General features: G+C 63.3%; 22 protein-coding genes. 7 read left to right on the top strand and 15 right to left on the bottom strand.

Translation table 11 applies throughout. From position 1 onward, the window contains the following. The first annotated feature begins 43 nt into the window (after positions 1-43). Both XH83_RS05670 and XH83_RS05665 read left to right on the top strand, forming a co-directional pair. Complete coding sequence (locus XH83_RS05670; RefSeq protein ID WP_194406065.1) at positions 44-592, top strand: gluconate 2-dehydrogenase subunit 3 family protein; 549 nt, start codon at positions 44-46, stop codon at positions 590-592. A 27-nt stretch (positions 593-619) separates the two neighbouring features. Next, entirely contained in the window at positions 620-2,188 is a 1,569-nt protein-coding gene (locus XH83_RS05665) for a GMC family oxidoreductase (protein ID WP_194406064.1), read from the top strand. Between the two features lie 278 nt (positions 2,189-2,466). Here XH83_RS05665 and XH83_RS05660 read toward each other — a convergent pair whose 3' ends face one another. After that, positions 2,467-2,784, bottom strand: coding sequence for a ribbon-helix-helix domain-containing protein (locus tag XH83_RS05660; RefSeq protein WP_194406063.1), 318 nt, complete (start codon positions 2,782-2,784; stop codon positions 2,467-2,469). A 248-nt stretch (positions 2,785-3,032) separates the two neighbouring features. Here XH83_RS05660 and mutL point away from each other — a divergent pair, with 248 nt between their 5' ends. Further along, positions 3,033-4,847: a DNA mismatch repair endonuclease MutL gene (mutL, locus tag XH83_RS05655; RefSeq protein ID WP_194406062.1), complete on the top strand. Its 1,815-nt coding sequence runs from the start codon at positions 3,033-3,035 to the stop codon at positions 4,845-4,847. A gap of 73 nt (positions 4,848-4,920) precedes the next feature. Here mutL and rsmD read toward each other — a convergent pair whose 3' ends face one another. Together rsmD and XH83_RS05645 are read right to left on the bottom strand one after the other, a co-directional pair. Continuing rightward, positions 4,921-5,478: a 16S rRNA (guanine(966)-N(2))-methyltransferase RsmD gene (gene rsmD, locus XH83_RS05650; RefSeq protein ID WP_194406061.1), complete on the bottom strand. Its 558-nt coding sequence runs from the start codon at positions 5,476-5,478 to the stop codon at positions 4,921-4,923. Position 5,479: 1 nt separating this feature from the next. Next, a complete protein-coding gene (locus XH83_RS05645; protein WP_194406060.1) occupies positions 5,480-7,594 on the bottom strand; it encodes a pseudouridine synthase in 2,115 nt (704 codons plus the stop codon). A gap of 121 nt (positions 7,595-7,715) precedes the next feature. On the opposite strand from XH83_RS05645, the gene XH83_RS05640 reads away from it, so the two are divergent. Continuing rightward, a complete protein-coding gene (locus tag XH83_RS05640) occupies positions 7,716-8,174 on the top strand; it encodes a nucleoside deaminase (protein WP_194406059.1) in 459 nt (152 codons plus the stop codon). Here XH83_RS05640 and XH83_RS05635 read toward each other — a convergent pair. From XH83_RS05635 to XH83_RS05625, 3 genes are all read right to left on the bottom strand, one after another. Further along, positions 8,171-9,076: an alpha/beta fold hydrolase gene (locus XH83_RS05635; protein ID WP_194406058.1), complete on the bottom strand. Its 906-nt coding sequence runs from the start codon at positions 9,074-9,076 to the stop codon at positions 8,171-8,173. The two genes, XH83_RS05640 and XH83_RS05635, sit on opposite strands and share 4 nt — an antisense overlap. 219 nt (positions 9,077-9,295) lie before the next feature. Continuing rightward, a complete protein-coding gene (gene purD / locus XH83_RS05630) occupies positions 9,296-10,579 on the bottom strand; it encodes a phosphoribosylamine--glycine ligase (protein ID WP_194406057.1) in 1,284 nt (427 codons plus the stop codon). Between the two features lie 158 nt (positions 10,580-10,737). After that, the gene (locus XH83_RS05625; protein ID WP_194406056.1) at positions 10,738-11,013 is read right to left on the bottom strand and encodes a hypothetical protein; all 276 of its coding nucleotides are present in this window, start codon (positions 11,011-11,013) and stop codon (positions 10,738-10,740) included. 166 nt (positions 11,014-11,179) lie between these two features. Here XH83_RS05625 and XH83_RS05620 point away from each other — a divergent pair, with 166 nt between their 5' ends. After that, a complete protein-coding gene (locus XH83_RS05620; RefSeq protein WP_194406055.1) occupies positions 11,180-13,102 on the top strand; it encodes a P-loop NTPase fold protein in 1,923 nt (640 codons plus the stop codon). Between the two features lie 217 nt (positions 13,103-13,319). On the opposite strand, the gene XH83_RS05615 is transcribed toward XH83_RS05620, so the two are convergent. The 6 genes from XH83_RS05615 to XH83_RS05590 all read right to left on the bottom strand — a co-directional run bounded on the left by XH83_RS05615 (position 13,320) and on the right by XH83_RS05590 (position 17,875). Then, positions 13,320-14,390, bottom strand: coding sequence for a PIN domain-containing protein (locus tag XH83_RS05615; RefSeq protein WP_194406054.1), 1,071 nt, complete (start codon positions 14,388-14,390; stop codon positions 13,320-13,322). A 59-nt stretch (positions 14,391-14,449) separates the two neighbouring features. Then, on the bottom strand, positions 14,450-15,013 hold the full coding sequence (locus tag XH83_RS05610; protein ID WP_194406053.1) for a PIN domain-containing protein: 564 nt from the start codon (positions 15,011-15,013) through the stop codon (positions 14,450-14,452). Continuing rightward, on the bottom strand, positions 15,000-15,779 hold the full coding sequence (locus XH83_RS05605) for a hypothetical protein (protein WP_194406052.1): 780 nt from the start codon (positions 15,777-15,779) through the stop codon (positions 15,000-15,002). The genes XH83_RS05610 and XH83_RS05605 overlap by 14 nt, the downstream gene beginning before the upstream one ends. Before the next feature lie 227 nt (positions 15,780-16,006). After that, a complete protein-coding gene (locus tag XH83_RS05600; RefSeq protein WP_194406051.1) occupies positions 16,007-16,309 on the bottom strand; it encodes a transcriptional regulator in 303 nt (100 codons plus the stop codon). Between the two features lie 4 nt (positions 16,310-16,313). Further along, entirely contained in the window at positions 16,314-16,868 is a 555-nt protein-coding gene (locus XH83_RS05595; RefSeq protein ID WP_194406050.1) for a hypothetical protein, read from the bottom strand. Further along, positions 16,865-17,875 carry an alpha/beta hydrolase gene (locus XH83_RS05590; RefSeq protein ID WP_194406049.1) on the bottom strand — a complete coding sequence of 337 codons (1,011 nt, stop codon included), beginning with the start codon at positions 17,873-17,875 and terminating at the stop codon, positions 16,865-16,867. The genes XH83_RS05595 and XH83_RS05590 overlap by 4 nt, the downstream gene beginning before the upstream one ends. A gap of 139 nt (positions 17,876-18,014) precedes the next feature. On the opposite strand from XH83_RS05590, the gene xseA reads away from it, so the two are divergent. Beyond that, entirely contained in the window at positions 18,015-19,637 is a 1,623-nt protein-coding gene (gene xseA, locus XH83_RS05585) for an exodeoxyribonuclease VII large subunit (RefSeq protein ID WP_194406048.1), read from the top strand. Between the two features lie 66 nt (positions 19,638-19,703). On the opposite strand, the gene XH83_RS05580 is transcribed toward xseA, so the two are convergent. Together XH83_RS05580 and XH83_RS05575 are read right to left on the bottom strand one after the other, a co-directional pair. Beyond that, on the bottom strand, positions 19,704-19,850 hold the full coding sequence (locus XH83_RS05580) for a hypothetical protein (protein ID WP_194406047.1): 147 nt from the start codon (positions 19,848-19,850) through the stop codon (positions 19,704-19,706). Between the two features lie 261 nt (positions 19,851-20,111). Continuing rightward, positions 20,112-20,933, bottom strand: coding sequence for a dienelactone hydrolase family protein (locus XH83_RS05575; RefSeq protein WP_194406046.1), 822 nt, complete (start codon positions 20,931-20,933; stop codon positions 20,112-20,114). 195 nt (positions 20,934-21,128) lie between these two features. Here XH83_RS05575 and XH83_RS05570 point away from each other — a divergent pair, with 195 nt between their 5' ends. Beyond that, positions 21,129-21,359: a DUF2093 domain-containing protein gene (locus XH83_RS05570; protein ID WP_194406045.1), complete on the top strand. Its 231-nt coding sequence runs from the start codon at positions 21,129-21,131 to the stop codon at positions 21,357-21,359. 22 nt (positions 21,360-21,381) lie between these two features. Here the strand turns inward: XH83_RS05570 and XH83_RS05565 are convergent, their stop codons facing one another. Continuing rightward, positions 21,382-21,693 carry a hypothetical protein gene (locus XH83_RS05565; RefSeq protein WP_194406044.1) on the bottom strand — a complete coding sequence of 104 codons (312 nt, stop codon included), beginning with the start codon at positions 21,691-21,693 and terminating at the stop codon, positions 21,382-21,384. Between the last annotated feature and the right edge of the window lie 387 nt (positions 21,694-22,080).

Here is a 22,080-nt window from a genome sequence, read left to right as displayed (position 1 = left end):
AGATCAAGACATCAAAATCGCAAAAAATATACGGAGGAATGCCATGAGAGAAGTCGATCGTCGAAGCAAGCACAGCCGCCGCGTCTTTCTCAAGGGCGCGGCCACGGCCGTGCCGGTCGTGGCCGTCGCGACCAGCGTCACCGTGAGCATCGAAGATGCCTGGGCCGATGACGCCACCGCGCTCTCGCCCGCGACGATGAAGACACTGCTGAAGGTCGCGCGCGACATCTATCCGCACGACGTGCTCGGCGACAGCTACTACATCACCGCGATCAAGCCATGGGACGGCAAGGCGGCCAAGGATCCCGCGGTCAGATCACTGATCAGCGACGGCATTACGCGGCTCGATCAGAACTCGCGGGACCGCCACAAGATGGCCTATGCCGAAGTGCCCTGGGAAGCCGACCGCGTGGTGCTACTGAAGGAGATCGAGCAAAGCGACTTTTTCCAGAAGGTCCGCGGCGACCTCATCGTCTCGCTCTACAACCAGAAAGAGGTTTGGCCGCGGTTCGGCTACGAGGGCTCCTCCGCCGAGCATGGCGGCTACATCAACCGCGGCTTCGCCGACATCGACTGGCTGCCGAAGGCTTAAGCCACACAACGGTTCAGGAGAACTTAGATGGCAAAATTCGATCTGAACGATTCCAGCGTTGTGGTGATCGTCGGCTCCGGTGCCGGCGGCGGCACGCTGGGCAACGAGCTCGCGCAGAAGGGCGTCAAGGTGGTCATCCTCGAAGCAGGCCCCCGCATCGAGAACCACGACTTCGTCAACGACGAGTGGGAGAGCTTCTCGCAGCTCGCCTGGACCGATGCGCGCACCACGTCGGGGACATGGCGCGTCTCCAAGGATTTTTCGGGACTGCCCGCCTGGATCGTCAAGGCGGTCGGCGGCTCGACGACCCATTGGGCCGGCGCCTCGCTGCGCTTCGACGAGCATGAATTCAAGGTAAAGACCACCTATGGCAACATTCCCGGCGCCAATCTCCTGGACTGGCCGGTGACGCTCGCGGAGATGGAGCCGTGGTACGCCAAGGCCGAGGACAAGATGGGCGTGACCCGCACCAACGGCATTCCCGGACTTCCCGGCAACAACAATTTCAAGGTGCTCGAAGCCGGCGCCAGGAAGCTCGGCTACAAGACCGTGCACACCGGCAACATGGCCATCAACAGCCAGCCGCGTGACGGACGCGGCGCCTGCCAGCAGATCGGCTTCTGCTTCCAGGGCTGCAAGTCGGGTGCGAAATGGTCGACGCTCTATACCGAGATCCCCAAGGGCGAGGCGACCGGCAATCTCGAGGTGCGGCCGAGCAGCATGGCGATCAAGATCGAGCATGATGCCGGCGGCAAGGTGACCGGCGTCGTCTATGCCGACGAGCGAGGTGCAATGCAGCGCCAGAAGGCGCGCATCGTTGCGGTTGCCGGCAATTCCATCGAGAGCCCGCGGCTGCTGCTCAACAGCGCCTCGACCATGTTCCCCGACGGCCTCGCCAACTCCAGCGGCCAGGTCGGCCGCAACTACATGCGCCACATGACCGGCAGCGTCTACGCCGTGTTCGAGAAATCGGTGCACATGTATCGCGGCACCACCATGGCCGGCATCATCCGCGACGAGGCCGCCAACAACCCGAAGCGCGGCTTCGTCGGCGGCTACGAGATGGAGACGCTGTCGATCGGACTGCCCTTCATGGCGGCATTCCTCAATCCCGGCGCCTGGGGACGTCCGTTCACGTCGGCGCTCGACGGCTATCCCCGGATGGCCGGCATGTGGCTGGTCGGCGAGGACATGCCGCAGGAGACCAATCGCATCACGCTCGACCCGGCCGTGAAGGACAAGTTCGGTCAGCCGGTCGCAAGCGTGCATTTCGACGATCATCCCAACGATCTTGCGATGCGTGCCCACGCCTACAAACAGGGGGCGGCGGTCTACGACGCCGTCGGCGCCACCGTGACCTATCCGACGCCGCCCTATCCGAGCACGCATAATCTCGGCACCAACCGGATGAGCGAGAAGCCCAGGGACGGCGTGGTCAACAAGTTCGGCCAGAGCCACGACGTCAAGAACCTGTTCGTCTCCGACGGCAGCCAGTTCACCAGTGGAGCTGCCTGCAACCCGACGCTGACCATCGTCGCGCTGGCGATGCGGCAGGCCGATTACATTGCGGGCGCTATGCAGAAGAAGGAGATTTGAGGTCAGAGAAGCGAACCGCTCTCTCCTCCGTCATTGCGAGGAGCTCAGCGACAAAATTGCGTAGCAATTTTGCGCGGATGCGACGAAGCAATCCAGACTGCCGCCGCAGAAAGATTCTGGATTGCTTCGCTGCGCGCGCAATGACGCCGGAGGGAGTCTCGTAGCCCGGATGGAGCGCAGCGTAATCCGGGGCAGTTCACCCCTGTGGCATTGATTGCGTATCCACACTCAAGGGTGTCTTCCCGGCGCTCGCCGGGACGACATCGAGTGTGGAGCAGCTATTCCGCCGCATCCAGGATCGGCGCGACGGTCGCCTTGAACTCCGTCACCGGCACCATGCTCCGGGAGCGGTAGATCAGGCACGAGCAGCGCAGCAGCGACGCGAAATTGTTGACCTCGCCGTGATGGTCGAGCACCTCGTTGTAGAGCGTGGTGAGGAACTTGCCGAGGCTCGTGCTCTCCTTGGCCGCGATCTCCTCAAGCGTGTCCCAGAACGCCATTTCCAGCCGGATCGAGGTGCAATGGCCGTCGATCCGCAACGAGCGGGTCTGGGATTCGTAGTCGCGTTGGGGCTGATGCGCGAAGAGATGGCACATGGCGTCCTCCCGTCCTGTTGCCGTTTTTTCACGATGCTACACCGCGGCCCGGCACCCCACAATCAGGACAGTATCCGACCGGGCGTCCATCCCGGCTGTGCAATTTTCTCGAACGCCCAATGTCTTCAATGTGATAGGCAACCCTCTTCCCCAGGCCGCCACATGGCTGTTGCCCAACACACGCTTTTGACGCAACACGGCCTAGAATAGCGCTGCCAGCGAATCCAAATCCGAGCCAGATCAGGTTCATGCCCGTCCGCCAATTGCCAGAACAGGTCGTCAACCGCATCGCCGCCGGCGAGGTGGTCGAGCGGCCCGCGAGCGTGGTCAAGGAACTGGTCGAGAACGCGATCGATGCCGGCGCGAGCCGGATCGACGTCTTCACCGACGGCGGCGGACGGCGGCGAATCGGCATCACCGATGACGGCGGCGGCATGACCGCGAAAGACCTCGCGCTCGCGGTCGAGCGCCATGCGACCTCCAAGCTCGACGACGAGGATCTCTTGCAGATCCGCACGCTCGGCTTCCGCGGCGAGGCGCTGCCCTCGATCGGCTCGGTCGCGCGGCTCTCCATCACCACGCGGCATGCGAGCGAACCCCACGCCTGGGCGCTGACAGTCGAGGGCGGCGAGAAATCCGAGATCATGCCGGCGGCGCTGGCCCATGGCACCCGCGTCGAGGTGGGCGACCTCTTCTATGCGACACCGGCGCGGCTGAAGTTTCTGAAGACCGACCGCACCGAGGCCGAGGCGATCCGCGAAGTGGTGCGGCGCCTCGCAATGGCGCGGCCCGATATCGCCTTCACGCTGGCGGGCGAGGAGCGCGCCCCGGTGACCTGGGCCGCGGCGCTGCCCGGCGCCGCCGGACGGCTGACGCGGCTCGGCGACATCCTGGGCGCGGAGTTCCGCAGCCATGCCTTCGAGGTCCATGCCGAGCGCGACGGCGTCGTCGTCGCCGGCTATGCCGCGGCACCGGCGCTGACCAAGGCCAACGCGCTCGGGCAATATCTCTTTGTCAACGGCCGCCCCGTGCGCGACAAGCTGATCTTAGGGGCGGTGCGCGGGGCCTATGCCGACTATCTGCCGCGCGACCGCCATCCGGTGCTGGCGCTGTTCGTCACGCTCGACCCGCGCGAGGTGGATGCCAACGTGCATCCGGCCAAGACCGAGGTGCGCTTCCGCAATGCCGGACTCGTCCGCGCACTGATCGTGCACGGGCTGAAGGAAGGTCTCGCGCGCGAGGGACGTCGCACCGCCGCCAACAGCGGCGAGAGCGCGCTGTCTTCGTTCCGGCCCGCCTTCACGCCACAGCGTCCGGCGAGCTGGGACTGGCGCGCCTCGCCCTCCGCTCCGGTGGCACCGATGCCGTCATTCGAAGGCGCCGCCGCGCCCGCCTTTGCCGAGCGGGCGCAGGCCGCTTTCGACGTCGGGGCGCCCAGCGCGGACGTGCGGATCGAGACGCAGCCGGCGAGCGACCTCGTCGACCGCCCGCTCGGCGCGGCGCGCACGCAGATCCACGAGACCTACATCGTCTCGCAGACCCGCGACGGCCTGATCATCGTCGACCAGCATGCCGCGCATGAGCGCATTGTCTATGAGCGGCTGAAGGCCTCGCTGGCCGCGAACGGCGTGCAACGGCAGATCCTCTTGATCCCCGAGATCGTCGAGATGGACGAGGCGACGGTCGAGCGCCTCCTGGAGCGCAGCGAGGAGCTCGCCTCGTTCGGCCTCGCCATCGAATCCTTTGGCCCCGGCGCTGTCGCGGTGCGCGAGACGCCCTCGCTGCTTGGCAAGACCAACGCGGGCGGATTGCTGCGCGATCTCTCCGAGCACATGGCCGAATGGGACGAGGCGCTTCCTCTCGAACGCCGCCTGATGCACGTCGCTGCGACCATGGCCTGCCACGGCTCGGTGCGCGCCGGCCGAAGGCTGCGTCCGGAGGAGATGAACGCCCTGCTCCGCGAGATGGAGGACACGCCGAACTCCGGCCAGTGCAATCACGGCCGGCCGACTTACGTTGAGCTGAAGCTGAGCGATGTGGAGAAGCTGTTCGGGCGACGGTGAATTCGCAGGGCGGGTTAGCGGAGCGTAACCCGCCTCTTCTGCATTTGCCGAGACGATGGCGGATTACGCTTCGCTAATCCGCCCTGCGCAAAAACACGAATTCCGTGTCGTCATACGCCCGCCGCTCCAATTCCTCAAAGCCGTCCGGTGTCGCGAACTGCGCGGCCTTGGCCTCCTCGACCACCAGCAGCGCCCCCGGCGTCAGCCAGCCGCCATCGCGCAAGGATGCCAGCGCCTTCTCCGCAAAGCCCTTGCCGTAGGGCGGATCGAGAAACACCAGCGAGAACGGCTCGACGGGATGCGCAGGCCCGAGATCGGTCGCGTCGCGGCGATAGACTTTTGTGACGCCACCTAAGCCGAGTGACTCGACGTTGTTGCGCAGCAGCGCACGCGCCTCCGCGCCATTGTCGACGAACAGCGTGAACTTCGCCCCGCGCGACGAAGCCTCGATGCCGAGCGCGCCGGTGCCGGCGAACAGATCGAGCACGCGCGCGTCCTCGATCGGATCGTCATAGGCATGCACGAGGATGTTGAACACGGACTCGCGCAACCGGTCCGCCGTGGGGCGGATGTCGCGCGAGGACGGTGAGGCCAGATTACGCCCCTTCAAACGACCGCCGACGACGCGCAAGCTAGTCCTCCCGCGGCGTCAGGTCGCGCTTGCCGTGATAGCCGCGCTTGGGACGGCGCGGCGGGCCGTAGCCGCTCGCCTCTTCCTCGTTGCGCTCGCGCGCCTCTTCGCTGCCAGTGCGCTGCACCAGCACGCGGCGGCCCTTGCGGTCGTTGATCACGGCGCGCTTGCTGACGGGCTTCTTCTCGCTCGGTGCGTCATCGACGCGTGCGGATTTCGAGGGCACGTCGAACTGCGCACCCGACTTCTCGATCACCTTGTCGCCGAGTTGCTCGCGCAGCACGCGCGAACGGATCTCCTCGACCTGGCCTTCGGGCACCTCGCCGAGCTGGAACGGTCCGTAGGAGACGCGGATCAGCCGGTTCACCTCGAGGCCGAGATGGGCGCAGACGTTGCGCACCTCGCGGTTCTTGCCTTCGCGGATCGCGAACACCAGCCAGACATTGGCGCCCTGATCGCGCTCCAGTGTCGCTTCGATCGGACCGTACTTGACGCCCTCGACCTCGATGCCGTTCTTGAGCTCGTCGAGCTGGGCCTGGGTGACGTCGCCATGGGCGCGAACGCGGTAGCGGCGCAGCCAGCCGGTATCCGGCAATTCGAGCGTGCGCGCGAGCCCGCCGTCATTGGTGAGCAGCAGGAGGCCTTCGGTGTTGAAGTCGAGCCGGCCGACGCTGATCAGCCGCGGCAGGCCTTCCGGCAGATTGTCGAACACGGTCGGACGCCCCTCGGGATCGTCATGCGTGGTCATCAGTCCGCGAGGCTTGTGATACAGAAACAGCCGCGTGCGCTCGCGCTCCGGCAACGGCTTGCCGTCGACCAGGACGACGTCGTTCTTGGTGATGTCGAGCGCAGGCGAGTTGATGACGCGGCCATTGACCGTGACGCGGCCCTGCGTGACCATTTCCTCGGCGTCGCGGCGCGACGCGAGGCCTGCGCGTGCCAGCGCCTTGGCGATGCGTTCGCCGGCTTTCTTCGGCTTCGGCTCTTCGTCCCGGCGCGGCCGCCGGTCGAAATCACGATCGCGTTCGCGATAGGCACCGCGGCCGCCGAAGGCCGGACGTTTCTCGAAGATCCTGCTCTCGTCCTCGTTTTCGCGGCGCGGGCGATCGCCGAAACGGCCTTCGCTGCGCGGATGCTCGTGCCAATCGGAACGGCCTTCCGACCGCTCGCGCGGACGATTGAATTTCGGCCGGTCACCACCGCGCCCGCCGCGGTCGCCGTCGCCATCACGTCGGGGCCGATCGAATTTTGGACGATCCTCGCGCGGCCGGTCGAATTTGGGCCGCTCGCGGAACGGGCGATCGCCCGACGCGCGATCGTCGCGCGAACGCGAGAACCGCGGACGATCATCGCCGCCGCCTTGCCGATCGTCGCGCTTCTGCCAGGGCTTGTCCTGGCCGCGATCACGGTCGCCGAAATCCTTGCGCGGACCCTTGCCAAAATCCTTGCGCGGCGGCCGGTCGCCGCGCGGAGCCGCGTCACGCTTCTGCCAGGGCTTGGAATCGCTGCGCTCGCCGCGATCCCGCGGACCGCCACCGCGATCACCCCCGCGCGAAAATTTCCGCTCACCGTCGAACGGGCGCTCCGGACGGTCGCCACGCGGCGCATAGGGCTTCTTGTCGCCGAACTTCCTGTCGCTCGAGCGGCCGGCCGGACGGGCATCGTCGCGGTCCCGGCGCGGCGGACGGTCGTCACGGCCATAGGACGGACGATCGCCACGCGGCTTGAAGGGCCGCTTCTCGCCATCGCGCGAGGAGCGATCGGAAAACGGACGGTCGCCGCGCGGCTTGAAGCTGCGCTCGCCGCGGGCTTCACTGCCGCGATCGTCGCGCTTGAAGCGCGGACGGTCGGAAAAATCGCGGCGCGGGGCATCGCCCTCCTCGCGGCGGCGGAACGGACGGTTCTCGCGATCCCCGCGCGGTGGACGGCTGTCGCGATCGCCACGGGGCGGGCGGCTGTCGCGGTCGCCCCTGCCCTCGCTCTTTCCCGCGCTCTTGCCCTCGAAACCGCGCTTGGCGAACTTCTTCTCGGGGCCGCGCGCCTTGCCGCTGCGGCCGCCTTTGGGCGGGCCTCGCCGGCCGCGGGAATCGTTGTCTTTGTCGCTGTCGCGAGGCATGGATAATCTCACTCGAGGGGGTGGCCGTTGAGCATTGTGCGCGCTCGTTCCGAGCCGCATGCTCAGGCAATTTCGGTTAAGCACTTCTGCTGAAGGCGCAGCTACTAGCAGGTTTCTGGCGATGATACGAGGCTTGAAAGCCCCCTCTTTCATGGATTTGGCGCTCAAAACGGCCGAAAGTGCCGGAAAGGCGGGCGAAGTTCCTGTTGGATGCGTCGTGGTCCGCAATGACGAGGTCATCGCCACCGCGGCGAACCGGACGCTGACCGATTACGACCCGACGGCTCATGCCGAGATCGTGGCGCTGCGCGAGGCCGCGAAAAAGATCGGCAGCGAGCGCCTCGTCGACTGCGACCTCTACGTGACGCTGGAGCCCTGCACCATGTGTGCGGGCGCGATCTCGTTTGCAAGGGTCAGGCGGCTCTATTACGGCGCCGCCGACCCCAAGGGCGGCGCGGTCGAATCCGGCGTGCGGTTCTTTGCATCCCCGACCTGCCACCACGCGCCGGACGTCTATTCCGGCGTCGGCGAGAGCGAGGCGGCGCGGCTGCTCAAGGAGTTTTTTCGGGAGCGGCGCTAATCCCCCACAAAGAACTCCCGCAGCGCCCTCGCCGTCACGTCCGGATTCTCCTCGGTGAGGAAGTGCCCGGACTCCACCGGCATGCCCTCCACATTCGTCGCCCATTGCCGCCATGTATCCAGCGGCGTCGCGGCGGCCTGGGCCACGCCGGCATTGCCCCACAGCGCCAGCATCGGAATGGTGATCTTCTTGCCGGCCTCGAAATCGGCCTTGTCGAGGTCGTAGTCGAAATAGGCGCCGGCGCGGTAATCCTCGCACATCGCATGGATGCGGGCGGGATCGCGGAACGGGGCCAGGTAATGCTCGAGCGCGCGCGGGTCGATCGCGTCCAGCGTCTTCGACCTGGTCTGGCTCGCCATCTTGAAGCGCAGGAAGAACTCGCCCTGCCCTGAGATCAGCGTCTCCGGCAGCGGATAGGGCTGCGCCAGGAAGGTCCAGTGATAGATCTTCAGCGCATAGGCGCGGTTCATCCGCTCCCAGTAATTATAGGTCGGCAGGATATCGAGCACGGCAAGCTTCGACAGCCGGCCGGGGTGGTCGAGCGCCAGCCGATACGAGACACGGCCGCCGCGGTCGTGGCCGGCGAGCGCGAAGTGGACGTGGCCGAGCCGCTCCATCACTTCCACCATCGCCTTCGCCATCGCGCGCTTGCTGTAGGGGATGTGCAGCGCATCGCTCTCGGGCATGTCGGACCAGCCGTAGCCCGGCAGGTCGGCGATGATCAGCGTGAAGGCCTCGGCAAGCTCGGGCGCCACCTGGTGCCACATCACGTTAGTCTCGGAGAAGCCGTGCAGGAGCAACAGCGGCGGGCCGTTGCCGCCGACGCGGGCGAAGATGCGGCCGAACGAGGTATCGATCCATTCGGAGGCAAAACCCGGATAGAGGTCGGCGAGATCGGACATCTTGTTGCATCCTTGGTTGGTCAGTCCTGGAGGTCGTCCCGACAAACAAAAAGTCGAAAACAACCCCATGCACAGTAGCGGTATTATCTGCGGGGTGCCTAACCCCAACAGCTGATTGCACATTCTGGAATGCCGATGTGGCGGCGCGGTGACAACAACGCGCGATTCCGGCCTTGGCGCGCCGTCCGGGATCGCGAGCTCGGGCCTGTCGGCGGCGTCTCAGCCCTTGGCCTTCTCCGCCTCCACCGCCTGCCAGCCGATGTCGCGGCGGCAGAAGCCTTCCGGCCATTTGATGCGGTCGACGGCCTGGTAGGCGCGGGCCTGCGCTTCGGTCACGGTCGCACCCAACGCGCAGACATTGAGCACGCGGCCGCCATTGGCCAGGATCGCCCCGTCCTTGGCCACCGTCCCCGCGTGGAAGATCTCGACATTGTCGACCTTGGCTGCGTCATCGAGCCCCTCGATGCGCGTGCCCTTCTGGTAGTCGCCGGGATAGCCTTGTGCCGCCATCACCACGGTGATCGCGGCTTCCTTGTGCCAGCGCAGATCGAAATTCTTCAGCTGGCCATCACAGGAGGCCAGCAGCGCCGGCACGATGTCGCTCATCATGCGCAGCATCAGCACCTGGCACTCGGGGTCGCCGAAGCGGACGTTGAACTCGAACAGCTTTGGCCCCTGCGTCGTCAGCATGATGCCGGCATAGAGGATGCCGCGGAACGGCGTGCCGCGCTGCTTCATGCCCGCGACCGTCGGCAGGATGATCTTGGCCATGATGGCGTCGTGGACGGCAGGCGTCACCAGCGGCGTCGGCGAATAGGCGCCCATGCCGCCGGTGTTCGGGCCGACGTCGTGGTCGAACACGCGCTTGTGGTCCTGCGCGGAGGCCAGCGGAATCGCGGTCTCGCCGTCGCACAGCGCGAAGAAGCTGATCTCGCGGCCGGGCAGAAACTCCTCGATCACGACCTCCGCGCCGGCCTCGCCAAAGGCGCCCTCGAACATCATGGCGATGGCGTCCTCCGCCTCGCGCACGGTCTTGGCGACGACCACGCCCTTGCCGGCGGCAAGCCCGTCGGCCTTCACCACGATCGGCGCGCCCTGGCTGGTGACGTAGTCTCGCGCGTCCTTGGCGTTGGTGAACCGCTTGTAGGCGCCTGTGGGAATGCCGAACTCGGTGCACAGCGCCTTGGTGAACCCCTTGGAGCTTTCGAGCTGGGCCGGAATTTTGTTCGGCCCGAACGCCTTGATACCGGCCGCCGTGAGGTCGTCGACGATGCCGGCCGCCAGCGGCGTCTCCGGCCCGACCACCACCAGCTCGACCTTGTTCTGCCTGCAGAAATCGATCACCGCCGCATGGTCGGCCACATCGAGCGCCACGCATTCGGCCTCCTGCGCGATGCCGGCATTGCCGGGCGCGCACCAGAATTTGGTCACCAGGGGGGAGGCTGCGATCTTCCACGCCAGAGCATGTTCGCGGCCGCCGGAACCGAGGAGGAGAATGTGCATCGAGGGCTCGGGATGAGGGGTTTTGCTGGGGCCGGACGTCGCACGAATCGGGGTGGGTGTGAAGGGGTGCGACATCCGATTCCCCCGTCATTCCGGGGCGCGGCGAAGCCGCAAGCCATCCCGCGAGAGGCAGCCGTTCACCGAGCCCCCTTGGGAGCCTAGATATCGGTCTGCTCCTTAATCTCGGGGTGTGGCGCACCGTTATCGCGAAGAACTTTCGCCAGCTTCATGAATAGGTTGGGATGCCCGCGCTTACTAGAGGCATCCGGACTGACCGTCGTATGGAAGCCTGGGACATTCTTCGCAGTTACGTGAATATGGCCCTGATCCGGATCCCACCAAACACCGACCTCCATATAAACCGACTTACCTGGCTTGCTTATTTCCGGCATCGTTCCCTCCTGCATGGCGTCAGGATCATAGCCATTCGCCACGAACGTCTCATCTCGAAACTACTACCGATTGACGATTTGTCGAACCACACCGGCCGCACCTTGATGCGGTCATAGCCACCCTCGCCCAACGCCGCGAACAGGCATCGCCTGAGTCAGAAGAGAGAGGAAGCTAGAAGTGAGTACGCAAGGACCGAACGAGCACGTAGTGAATTATCTTCGCTACTACTGCGAGCCTGCCAACAAATTTGATTTCGCGGTTCTTATTACCGGGCCGTGGGGCGCCGGAAAAACGACACTCGTAAAGCGATTCATTGATGAAGCGAAAGATCAAGCCCAAAAAGAAGACCGGCCGTTTCGACCTTTGCGTGTTTCCCTATATGGGATGACCTCAACCCAAGAAGTAGATGATGAACTTTTTCGACAGCTTCACCCAGTACTCTCTTCCAAAACGATGAAGATCGGCTGGAACATTGTGAAAGGAAGCCTCAAGGCAGGACTAAAGATAGATCTAGACGGCAAAGACGAACTGAAAGTGGATTCATCAATTCCCGACATTGATCTTTCAAAATACCTAAAAACCCCCTCTGACGCTCTTCTAGTTTTCGACGATCTAGAACGATGTTCGATGCCCATTTCGGATGTTCTCGGCTACATAAACAGCTTTGTTGAACACAACTCTTTCAAGACGATTATAATTGCAAATGAGGCTGAGCTGTATGCGCGCGAAAAGCTCCACTCGCAAAACAAGAGCGATCAAGAGACCGAGAGCCAAATTGAAACGAACATTGGCGCAAAGAGCTACACGCTAATCAAAGAGAAATTGATCGGTCAGACACTCGAAGTCAGATCCTCGGCTGAAGAAGCGCTGAAATCTTTCCTCGTAGACATTCGGCACGAGCGCGCCAAATCGCTTCTGCAAACTCAATTGGACGCCGCGTTAGATATTCACATCAGATCGAACACCAACAACTTACGCCTGCTGAAGCATGCATTATGGGACTACGAGAGATTGGCAGGATGCTTGAGCGAAGAACACTGGTCGAACAATCATGCAATGGAAGCGCTATTCAAGGTAGTCCTCATGCTCGCCATCGAAGTCCGAGCAGGTCGCATCAGCAGAGATGAGTTTCCCTCGTTGGCTGTCAGCGAGGTCGTCCGCCTGATGAGGGAGCGCGACTCGAAGGACACTAGCGTCGCTGGGAGAATTGCTACGCAGTACCCCATGACTGGAGTAAGCAAGTCCCCCCTGAACTTGAAACAACTGGAAACTATGCTGTTTGAGGGCTGGCTCGATCAAGCCGACGCACGCAGATCGATCGACAACAGTCGATACTTCACGTCCAAAAGCGAACCACCATGGCTCACGGCATGGAAGGGATGGGAGGTCACAGACGAGCAGTACTTGGAGGCGATCTCAAAGATCGAAAACCAATTCCGGGAAAAAAAATTTGGCAACAACGATGAGATGCTCCACATCTTTGGTCTTCGACTTTTCTTCAGCGAGATACATGCAATCAGTCTTCCAAAAAGCATCATCGTAGAAGAGTGCAAGAACTGTCTGGATGACCTCATGAAGGCCGAATTAATCGAAGAAAGGAACCTACGCGACCTACTCAAATCAGGCAGCGTCTATTGCTTCGATCATCAAGTAACCTTGGCCGACACTCCGGAATTTCGAACGATTTTTGCGCGCTACGAACAGCTCGTTGAACAGGTGAAAGCCAAGCGCCTACCTGTACATGGCGAGGCATTATTGGAGAAGATGAAAGTTGACCCCTCTTCATTCCTCCAGCTCATTACCGCAAATAATGTACAAGCTGCGATCTATTGGGATACTCCAATCTTAGCAGCCATCCCGGCTAAGAAGTTTGTTGATGCATTGCTGAGCCTGTCGCCCGATGCTCAGGGCACGGTCTTCTCGGCACTTAAATTTCGTTATGAAACAGGCTTGCTTAGAAATAAATTGGAGCCGGAGTGCGACTGGCTGAATGCCGTGGCGGCGGAATTAATGTTAGCGGCTGAGAATTCGCCTCCTTTGTCTCGGTTCCGAATAAGGCAACGCGCGTCACAGAACCTTGCACCGTTTCTGCGATCAACAGATGAGGAAGAAGAGGCAGAAGAGAGTTGATCTCGCCTGGCCGGCTCGAGCCGTCAGTTTGCGGCGCCACGATCAGCCATTACAGCTATTACGGTGACAGTGCACTAATTTCCAAGCCGGCGCAGTTGATGCCAGTTAGTGCATTGTCGCCGTAATTACCAGCTTGGAAGTGTCATTGATGGTGCGGGCTCATGCCGCCGATGGTAGCAGAACGCGGCCGAACAGCTATTTAGCGTTCCTCGTCGCTTTAATACCGATGGCGATGGGCGTTTTTAATCACATCAACGTCGCCCGCCTCAACCTCAATATCGGAACTGACATAAACCGACTCGATTTCGGTGTCGTTCGGTTTTGCTGTGTCGAAACGAACAACGACGACTGGGTACAAGTATAAGATTACGGGCTCGGTCTCATAAAGCGTGTAACTGGGGTCGTAGTCCTCGAACCCGGATCGTCTGCTGACTTCGACGGTGAATTCGATATTAAGGCAGATTTCGACTTCAATCTCGCATTCAAAGGCGTTCTGCTCTTTCGAGATTACGTTTAAATGGATGATGCTAAAATCCGTCACGTCCCTGACTATTCCGGATGCGTCATCAATATCGTCCATCCAGTACAACTTTGTAATTTTGACCTTACTACCCATGAGTTCGTCTGACAGGCTCAACGCAAGATGTTCACTTTCAGCAAGAAACTTCAGCAGATCGTCATGGACCTGCTTTGTAACTGTCGCCATTGAGATTACGTCAGCAAGCCGCTCGACGTGGAGCAAGTCACTGCCTTCGCCACAAGCGGCCTTCATGTCTGGATCGCCGGAAATTACGTAGATCTTCTGATGACGGTCCGCTCTCCATTTGCGCAGAGATATTAGAACGACCGCGTCGGGGAATTCTGATTTTTTCCCACCGCTAAATGGTGGCGTCTGTGCAAAGTAATCGTCGAACAGTTTTTCGAGGTCAGCTTGCAGTGGAATCTCGCGCGCTTTGACATCTTCGAGGAACTTCTCGAACAACGCCTCCAATGCGGCTGCGGCGCTTGGCGAGTTGATTGCTTCTGTCGCTACCGAGCCCCCTAATTGGCCGAGTATGACTTCGTGCTTTTTTACAGATTTTGCCGCGTTATCCAGCGCCTCCTGTTGCTTTCTTGCCACCTCCTTTTTTGTAATGCTCGTTGTCAAAACGCGCAGATGCCCTGCCTTGACAAGCTCCTTGAGCCGAGAGAACGCAACGGAATTCCAGTCAAACTTTTCCCGAACAAAGGTTTCCGTGTCGATAAAGATAATATCGGTGTCGAGCTGTGCTTCGCCGCTATCGGTCATGCGTCTCGGTCTCGATTGTCGTGCTGGCTTTGCTTAAACACTTTGTTGAAGCGACCGCGTCAGCCTTCATCGCTAGACGTGGCTTCTACGTCGGCGTCGGGCTCCAGCAAGAAGTCGAGCTGATCTTTTTCAGGCGGCAGTGGCAGGGCCGCCAATCGAATGACCTTGATCTTAGCTTGCTCGCCGAGAGCCACGACGTCGTCATCGTCCGAATAGATTTCAGTCGCGCCGTGGACCTTGGCTATGGCGACGATCTGACGATCAAACTTCACCTTTTGCCATGGTGCCGTTGATTTCCCTTTCTTGTTGCCACCAGCGAGGGCCGCGCGTGACATCGCCGACGCCTCCAGCGCGGCGCGCGTGTCGAAAGGCTCGATGCTGAACACGGCGTGTTTCTGCAGCTCCTCGACGATCTGCAGCGACGCGGCGGCTCCCGCCTTCACGAGAGCCTCGCTGAGCGCTGGCGCCGGGATGATGATTCGCGCCTTCGCCTTGCTCAACCGATGCACCAAGTATTCGATGCGCTCCTTTGCGCGTTCTACAGCCTTGCCGTCGCGACCACCCGGTACGGGGGTCCCTGGCCGGAGAAGCAGCAGCAGATTGGTGGAGTCAATGACCACCATTCTTGTTGCTCCCCGGTCCCTTCCGTCCTGCGACCAGCTCGTTGTAAGCGTCGTCACCCCATTCCGTTGGGATGTCGCGAAGTGTCGCGAGGGCATCGGTCAATGAGCTGTCCTGAAGCGCCTCGAAGCTCTCGATGCGGAAATGTTCGAGCGTCCACTCGCCATCGCCATCGCGCACCCAGCGGCCCTTTCCGAAGAGCCTCACAGGTTCGAAGAGCTTTGCCCCGAGCTGCTTTGCGACGGCGCGCGTGGTCTCGCAGCCGCTGATCTGCCTGCCTTCGGACTGCAACGTGACGTGGATGGTCGCATCCCTGCCGCGAATCCCGGTGACAAAACCGTCAATCGAGCCTTGCTGACGAACGATGAACTTTTCTTCCGTCTGATCGCGGCCGGGAAAGCGGATGACGACCGCGCCACGCGGCGCTGCATCGCGCAGGACTCCGACAGCGTTGTCCGCCCGGAGGAGCGTGTTCAATGCGTTGAAAGCCCGCTGGGCTTCAACGCTCGCGTCTCCAGCTCGCACCGCGACGACCCGGTCGTGAACCTTGGGTGCGGCCTCTCGATCAACGCGCGCATTTAGGACGGTGCTGCCCTTGGTGAGGCCGCGAAAGTGTACGCCATCGCGCTCACCGAGAAGCGCCGCCAACTGCTCCATGTATTGAGCGAGGCGCGCCATCGGAATCGTCGCTGGGGTGTAGGCGTCGATTTTGAACCGATAATGCTCGGTGCCATCGATTCGACTTTTGCGCTTGCGGGGCATCGCCATCGGGAGAACTCAGGATTTCGGCCGGAGGACCTGTAGGACTCCAGTAAAGCAGAGCGACCCTAACAATACTACCAACGCGGGCACCGACTTTGGTCGGCGCCAGGGGTAACCAGGTTTTCTCGTTGGGCGGTGTAACCCCTCTCTACGTCACGCCCGGGGGCAAGAGGGGCTTGCCGGGGATCGCGTGCCACTCGCTATGCCCTCTCCCCTTGCGGGAGAATGGGGTTCTATGTAGCCTGCCTCCCCGCAATAATCTCCTGCAACGTCGCCACATGCCGCGCGAACGCCCCGCGCCCTGCCGCCGTCGCCGTCACCGTCGTCTGCGGCTTCTTGCCCACGAACGCTTTCTCCACCGAAACGTACCCCGCCTTCGCCAGCGTCTCGATATGCGCCCCTAAATTGCCGTCGGTCGCGCCGGTCAGCTTCTTCAGCCGCGCGAATTCCAGGCCCGTGCCCACCGGCAGCGCATTCAGCGCCGCCATGATCTTCAGGCGCAGCGGCTGGTGGATGATGTCGTCGAGCTCGGCCATCGCGCTAGATCCGCCGCATCCAGACGCCGCCGAGGATCAGGCCGCCGCCGTTGACGAAGGCCATCCAGAGCGGGAAGGCTTCACCGATGTAGAAGAAGCCGATCAGGGTCAGCGCGGAAATGCCGAGGCCGATCGCCAGGAAGGCATGGCCGAACCACAGGCCCGCCATCGTATAGAACAGCATGAAATAGAGCGGCCAGAACGTGCCGAGCTGGCGCGGGCCGAAATGGCCGATCACGTCAGTGCAGAGGTAGCCGAAGGCGAAGAACAGCGCGAGCACCAGGAGCATCCTGATGCCGGCCGCGCTGCCGTTGGGATGTTGCGGCGGATTGAGCACACGCAGCACGACGAGACCGCCGACGCCCACGACATCGGTGGCGACCCAGGCGTAGCCCGCATAGGCCGGCCACAGCCAGGTGACGAGATTGGCCGCGAACACCAGCACGCCCCACCACACCGCAGCCAGGCTCGCAAGCTCGTAGAGCTGCGATTGCTTCAGGCGCTGGACGATGTCGTCGATATCGGCCAGCGCCGCGGACGCCTCCTTGCTGTCGATCATGACTGGCCTGCTCCGCGCGTTGCGACGTCCTCGGCGATGACGGAGATCGCCTTGGGATTGGTGACGATGCCCATGTGGTTGATGCCGTCGATGATCTTGACGTCGACCGACGGCTTCACCGCGTGCACGGCTTCCGCGTATTTGTCCGAGATCATCATCTCGTCCTCGGCGCCGCCAAAGATCGTGATCGGGCGCGTCGTCAAGGGAAGATCTATGCGATAGCCGCGCGTTGAGAAATTGCGGGTCAGGCGATCGGAATAGATCGAGGTGAGATATTTCGCCGAGGTCGCCGGCACCGCCAGCGCCAGCACCGGAAGCTGCGCGCAGCAGTCGATGCCGAGCTTGCGCAGCGCGCTCAGGCCGAAGAAGCGCGGGACGTTGAAATTGGCCCAGCCGCCCGCATTGGGCCGGTTGGTCGGTGCGTCATAGCCGAGATAGGGCGCGAGCAGCACGGTGCGCACGAACATGTCCTGCATGATCGGGGTCGCGGCGACGCGCAGCGAGAAGCCGGCGCCGGCGGAATGGCCGACCAAAGTGAGCGGCAGATCCGGCGCGGTCTTGCGAACTTCCGCGACGAAATCGACGAGATCGTCCTCGAGCTGGCCGACATAGCCGATATCGCCGCGAGTGCCGGAGCCGCCATGGCCGCGGATGTCGAGCGCCCAGGTCTCCACCCCATGCGCTGACATCGCGTGGGTCAGCGCGTGGTTGACGGTGCCGCTGGAGCCGGAGGAGCCATGGATGAAGATCGCGCCGCGGCCTGCCGCAGCGCCGATCGGTGCGTAATGGCGATAACCGATCCAGGTGCCGTCGCGTGCCTGGAAGCGCTCGAGTTGCGGCAGCGTGGACCAGTCGATGCCCTTGGTCGATTCCGAGACCGAGCGCATCTCGGGCGGCCGCTGCAGCGGGGTTGCGATCATCGCGGTCAGGATCAGCGCCACGCCGCCGACCGCACACAGGGCCCATTTCACGCCGCTCAAAACGCCGCGCAGCAATCGCATTGCCATGACGCAAACTCCCAATGGATCAAAATCAATAGAGAACTCTATATTACAGAGTACTCTTCCGATCAAGCCCGGGATTGGCGCCGCGCGGTGAAAATCCTTAAACGTGGGTCTGACCCCAAAATGCCGAATCGTTTGCCCGATGCCGCCCGCGGAACAACTGAACAACGCCTTCGAATTCACGGTGTCCGAGCTCTCGCAGTCCCTGAAGCGGACGGTGGAGGACACCTATGGCCATGTCCGGGTCCGCGGCGAGATCTCGGGGTTTCGCGGGGCGCACTCCTCCGGCCATTGCTATTTCGCGCTCAAGGACGAGAGCGCCAAGATCGAGGCGGTGATCTGGAAGGGCGTGCACGGCCGCATGCGCTTCAAGCCCCAGGAGGGGCTGGAGGTGATCGCCACCGGCAAGCTCACGACCTATCCGGGCTCCTCGAAATACCAGATCGTGATCGAGGCGCTGGAGCCGGCCGGCATCGGCGCGCTGATGGCGCTGATGGAGGAGCGCAAGAAGAAGCTCGCCGCCGAAGGCCTGTTCGACGAGGCGCGCAAGCAGCTGCTGCCGTGGCTGCCAGAGGTGATCGGCGTGGTGACCTCGCCGACCGGCGCCGTCATCCGCGACATCCTGCATCGGCTGGAGGACCGCTTCCCCCGCCGCGTGCTGGTGTGGCCGGTGAAGGTGCAGGGCGAAGGCTCGGCCGAGCAGATCGCGGCCGCGATCCGCGGCTTCAACGCGCTGCCGGAAGGCGGCAGGATTCCGCGGCCCGATGTGTTGATCGTCGCGCGCGGCGGCGGCTCGCTGGAAGATCTCTGGTCGTTCAACGAGGAGATCGTGGTCCGCGCGGCGGCCGAGAGCATGATCCCGCTGATCTCGGCGGTGGGACACGAGACCGACATCACGCTGATCGACTTCGTCGCCGACAAGCGCGCGCCGACGCCGACGGCGGCGGCCGAGATGGCGGTGCCGGTGCGCAGCGATCTCTTCGTCGAGGTCGCCGATCTCGGGCGCCGCACCCGCGCCTATTGGATGCGCGCGCAGGAAAGCCGCCGCAGCGAGTTGCGCGCCGCCGCGCGCGCGCTGCCGGCGGCCGGCGATCTGCTCGCCATTCCCCGGCAACGGCTGGATTCGGCGGGCGCCTCCCTGCCCCGCTGCCTCAAGGCCAACACGCACGCGCATTTCCGCAGGTTTACCGCCGCCAGCTCGAAGCTGACGCTGCGCGTGCTGCACGGCCAGATCTCGCAGGCCGACCATCGCCTGACCGTGTGCGGCGAGCGGCTCGGCCTCTCCGCGCGCTCGCTGCTACGGCGGCGGCGCGACCGCTTTGCGGGGCTCGAGGTTCGCCTGCGCGCGTCAAAGCTCTCCAATGCGCAGGCGCAGCGCAACGCGATTGCGCGCCAGCGCGAGCGCACGCATCGCCTCAGCGAGCGCGCCGGGCGCGCGCTTCTCACGCTGCTGCAGCGGCTGGAGGCCCGCATCGAGAACAGCGGCAAGCTGCTGTCGGCCTTGTCCTACCGCAGCGTGCTTGCGCGCGGCTTCGCACTGGTGCGGGACGAGGCGGGTCATCCGCTGCATGCGGCCGATAGCGTCGGGCCGAACGCGCGGCTGGAGATCGAGTTCGCGGATGGACGAGTCGCGGCGACCGCGGATGCGGATCGACCGGTGCCGACGGCAAAGCGCGCGCCGGCGCCAGCGAAGCCGGCCGCGGCGGACGCAAAGCCTGCGCCGAAGCGCGTGGCCAAGCCGGTGGATCAGGGCAGCCTGTTCTGAGGCGATGACCGTTTTACGCTCAGTGTCATTCGCCACCAATAGCGGCGCGCGTGGACACGGCGAGCCCTAGCGGCAGGACAATCCCGCGTCGATCGTGGTCCAGAAGCCGCAATGCTCCGGTGCGCGCTGGGGGGCGCCGGCGTGGGCCTCGTACAGGAAGATCGCGACGGTGAAGGCGACGAGTGCGGAGAAGAGCGTGATGCGGTTGCGCATGGGACTTTCGTTTAATCGACATCGTGGTCGAACTAAGGCGCCGTCACACGCTGAAACCGCTGGCACGCGCGATCCGTAGATTCCCGGTCGGCCATTTTCCGTGCAGGGCGGTGGTCGATGCGGGGCTGTCCGCTCGACGTTGTTCCTCGGGCGGCCCCGCTTCACGTGGGCCGTAGCCCGGATGGAGCGCAGCGCAATCCGGGGATCGTGCCCCACGTTGCACTGTCCCGGATTTCGCTGCGCTCCATCCGGGCTACGAGATTACCGCGCCAGCCACTCCGCGACCTCTTTCTGCGATTCCGCGCGCGCCTGCGCGTTGGTGCCGAGATGGCCGCGCTCGGGCGCGCCTGCATCGTTGCTGCCAGCTGCGTGCAGCGGCGTGTTGGCGCGGTCGAAATCGTGATAGGCGCCGGGATAGACCACGATGCGCGCGAGCGCGCTACGGCCATGCGCGCCCTCCACCATCTGGCGGCAGGCGGGCGGCGACGAGACGTCGTCATCGGCGCCGATCAGCACCAGGGTGGGCACGCGCGTGCTCCAGCCGAGGCCGGCCGATATCCGGCAATCCGGATAGAACGCGACGGCAGCACGGAAATCCGGACCGAGATCCCGCGCGGCACTCTGCGGACGCACGGCCCAGAGCAGCGCGCTCGCGCCATTGGCCCAGCCCATCAGGCTGACGCGGTCGCGCGCCACCCAGCTCTGCTGCATCAGCCAGGCCCGGCTCGCCGCGATGTCGGCGACGCGCTCGCGCCGCGCCTTAACGTGCATCTCCTTGACGCGGCATTGCGGCCCGAGCTCGCGCGAGCCGTAGCTGTCGGGCCACAGCACGGCGTTGCCGGCCCTGAGCAGGCGCTCGGCCCAGTCGCGATAGCGCGGCAGGATGGAATCGGAATGGCCGCCGAGCCCGCCGCAGCCGTGCAGCGCGATCACGGTCGGAAACGGGCCTGCTCCCTCGGGCTTGTAGAGCTGCGCATGGAGGACGCCCGACGCCAGCGGAATCTCGACTGCTAGCGGTGCCGGCGCGGCATGCACGGCCGACATCACGAGCATCACGAACAGGGCGGTCAGTGGAAGGCGCATCGGACTCTGCCGTGGAAAGCTGCCGGAACCAGCGATCCTTTGCGCCAGAACTATCATGCGGAATCGGCGGCAAAACATCACAAACCGGTGGGTTTACCGGGCGGACAAGCCGCCCTATCTATGCTACATCCCGGCCAACACATCGTGCCCTCCAGGGGTTTCCTCGAGGGCGGCCTTCCACGGAGACTTTCGACCGTGCTGAACAAGTTCGGCCCCTCGGGCCATGGCGAAGCGCAGGTGCAATATCTCGACGGCGATTTCCGCGTGATCTCGCCGGGGACCTTCGTGCGCTGCGCCATCACCGACGCGCGGATTCCGCTCGACGAGCTGAAGTACTGGAGCGTCGACCTGCAGGAGGCCTACGCCACGCCTGCCGCCGTGCTGCAGCGACATTTTCCCGGCGCGCCGAGACCGCAGGAATCGTGATCCCGTCGTCAATCTCGTTCGCCTATTGCGGCTGGGGTGCATCGCCGCCCATGCAAGTCTTGATCGCGCTCTTCCTGGATTCACCGACGATCTTCTGATCGATCGCCTGCTTCAGGCAGTCGACGCGCGCCTGCGCCAGGCAGAGCTGCAGCTGGTCGCGCTTGTCCTGCCCTTTCAGGCTCGCCGTCGTGGCAAGGCACGTCACGCGCTTGGTCGCGGGAACCGGCACGGTGGCGGTCGGAGCGGCGGCAGGTGGTGCGGATGTCTGAGCAAGGGCGGGCAACACCGGCAGACACATGAGGCTGGCGGTAAGAAGCGCGGACCGCAATTTCATCTGACCTCTCCTTGGACGCAGCTCTATCGATAAGAGCCTGGCCATGAATGCCGGCTGAATGGCGGCGTGCGGCAACCAGGTCGACACGAGCATCGATAAGGGTGTGTCAATTGCGACGATATGCGCGCGCGTGATTTGCCAGCCTCACCGCCGATGATCTCCGCCACGCCGCTCCGCGTTGCATCGAACAGTGCGCGCACTCAGTGGTTAGTCATTTCGCGCTGTGGTTGGATTCTTCGTTGCGATTCGGCGCCCTTAAGTTGTTCGACGAAGTCTTGGTGAAACAGAGGGCTGCTATAGTTGCATGTTAGGTAACTGGCCCTGCTCCTTTTATCACGCAGACAATCAAGCCAACCAACCGACCATTGAGCTTTGGAATTGGCGCAG

The organism is Bradyrhizobium sp. CCBAU 53351, assembly GCF_015291745.1.
Lineage (GTDB): Bacteria > Pseudomonadota > Alphaproteobacteria > Rhizobiales > Xanthobacteraceae > Bradyrhizobium.
Note: the sequence above shows the minus strand (reverse complement) of the source record. Positions and strands in the feature narration are given on the sequence as shown.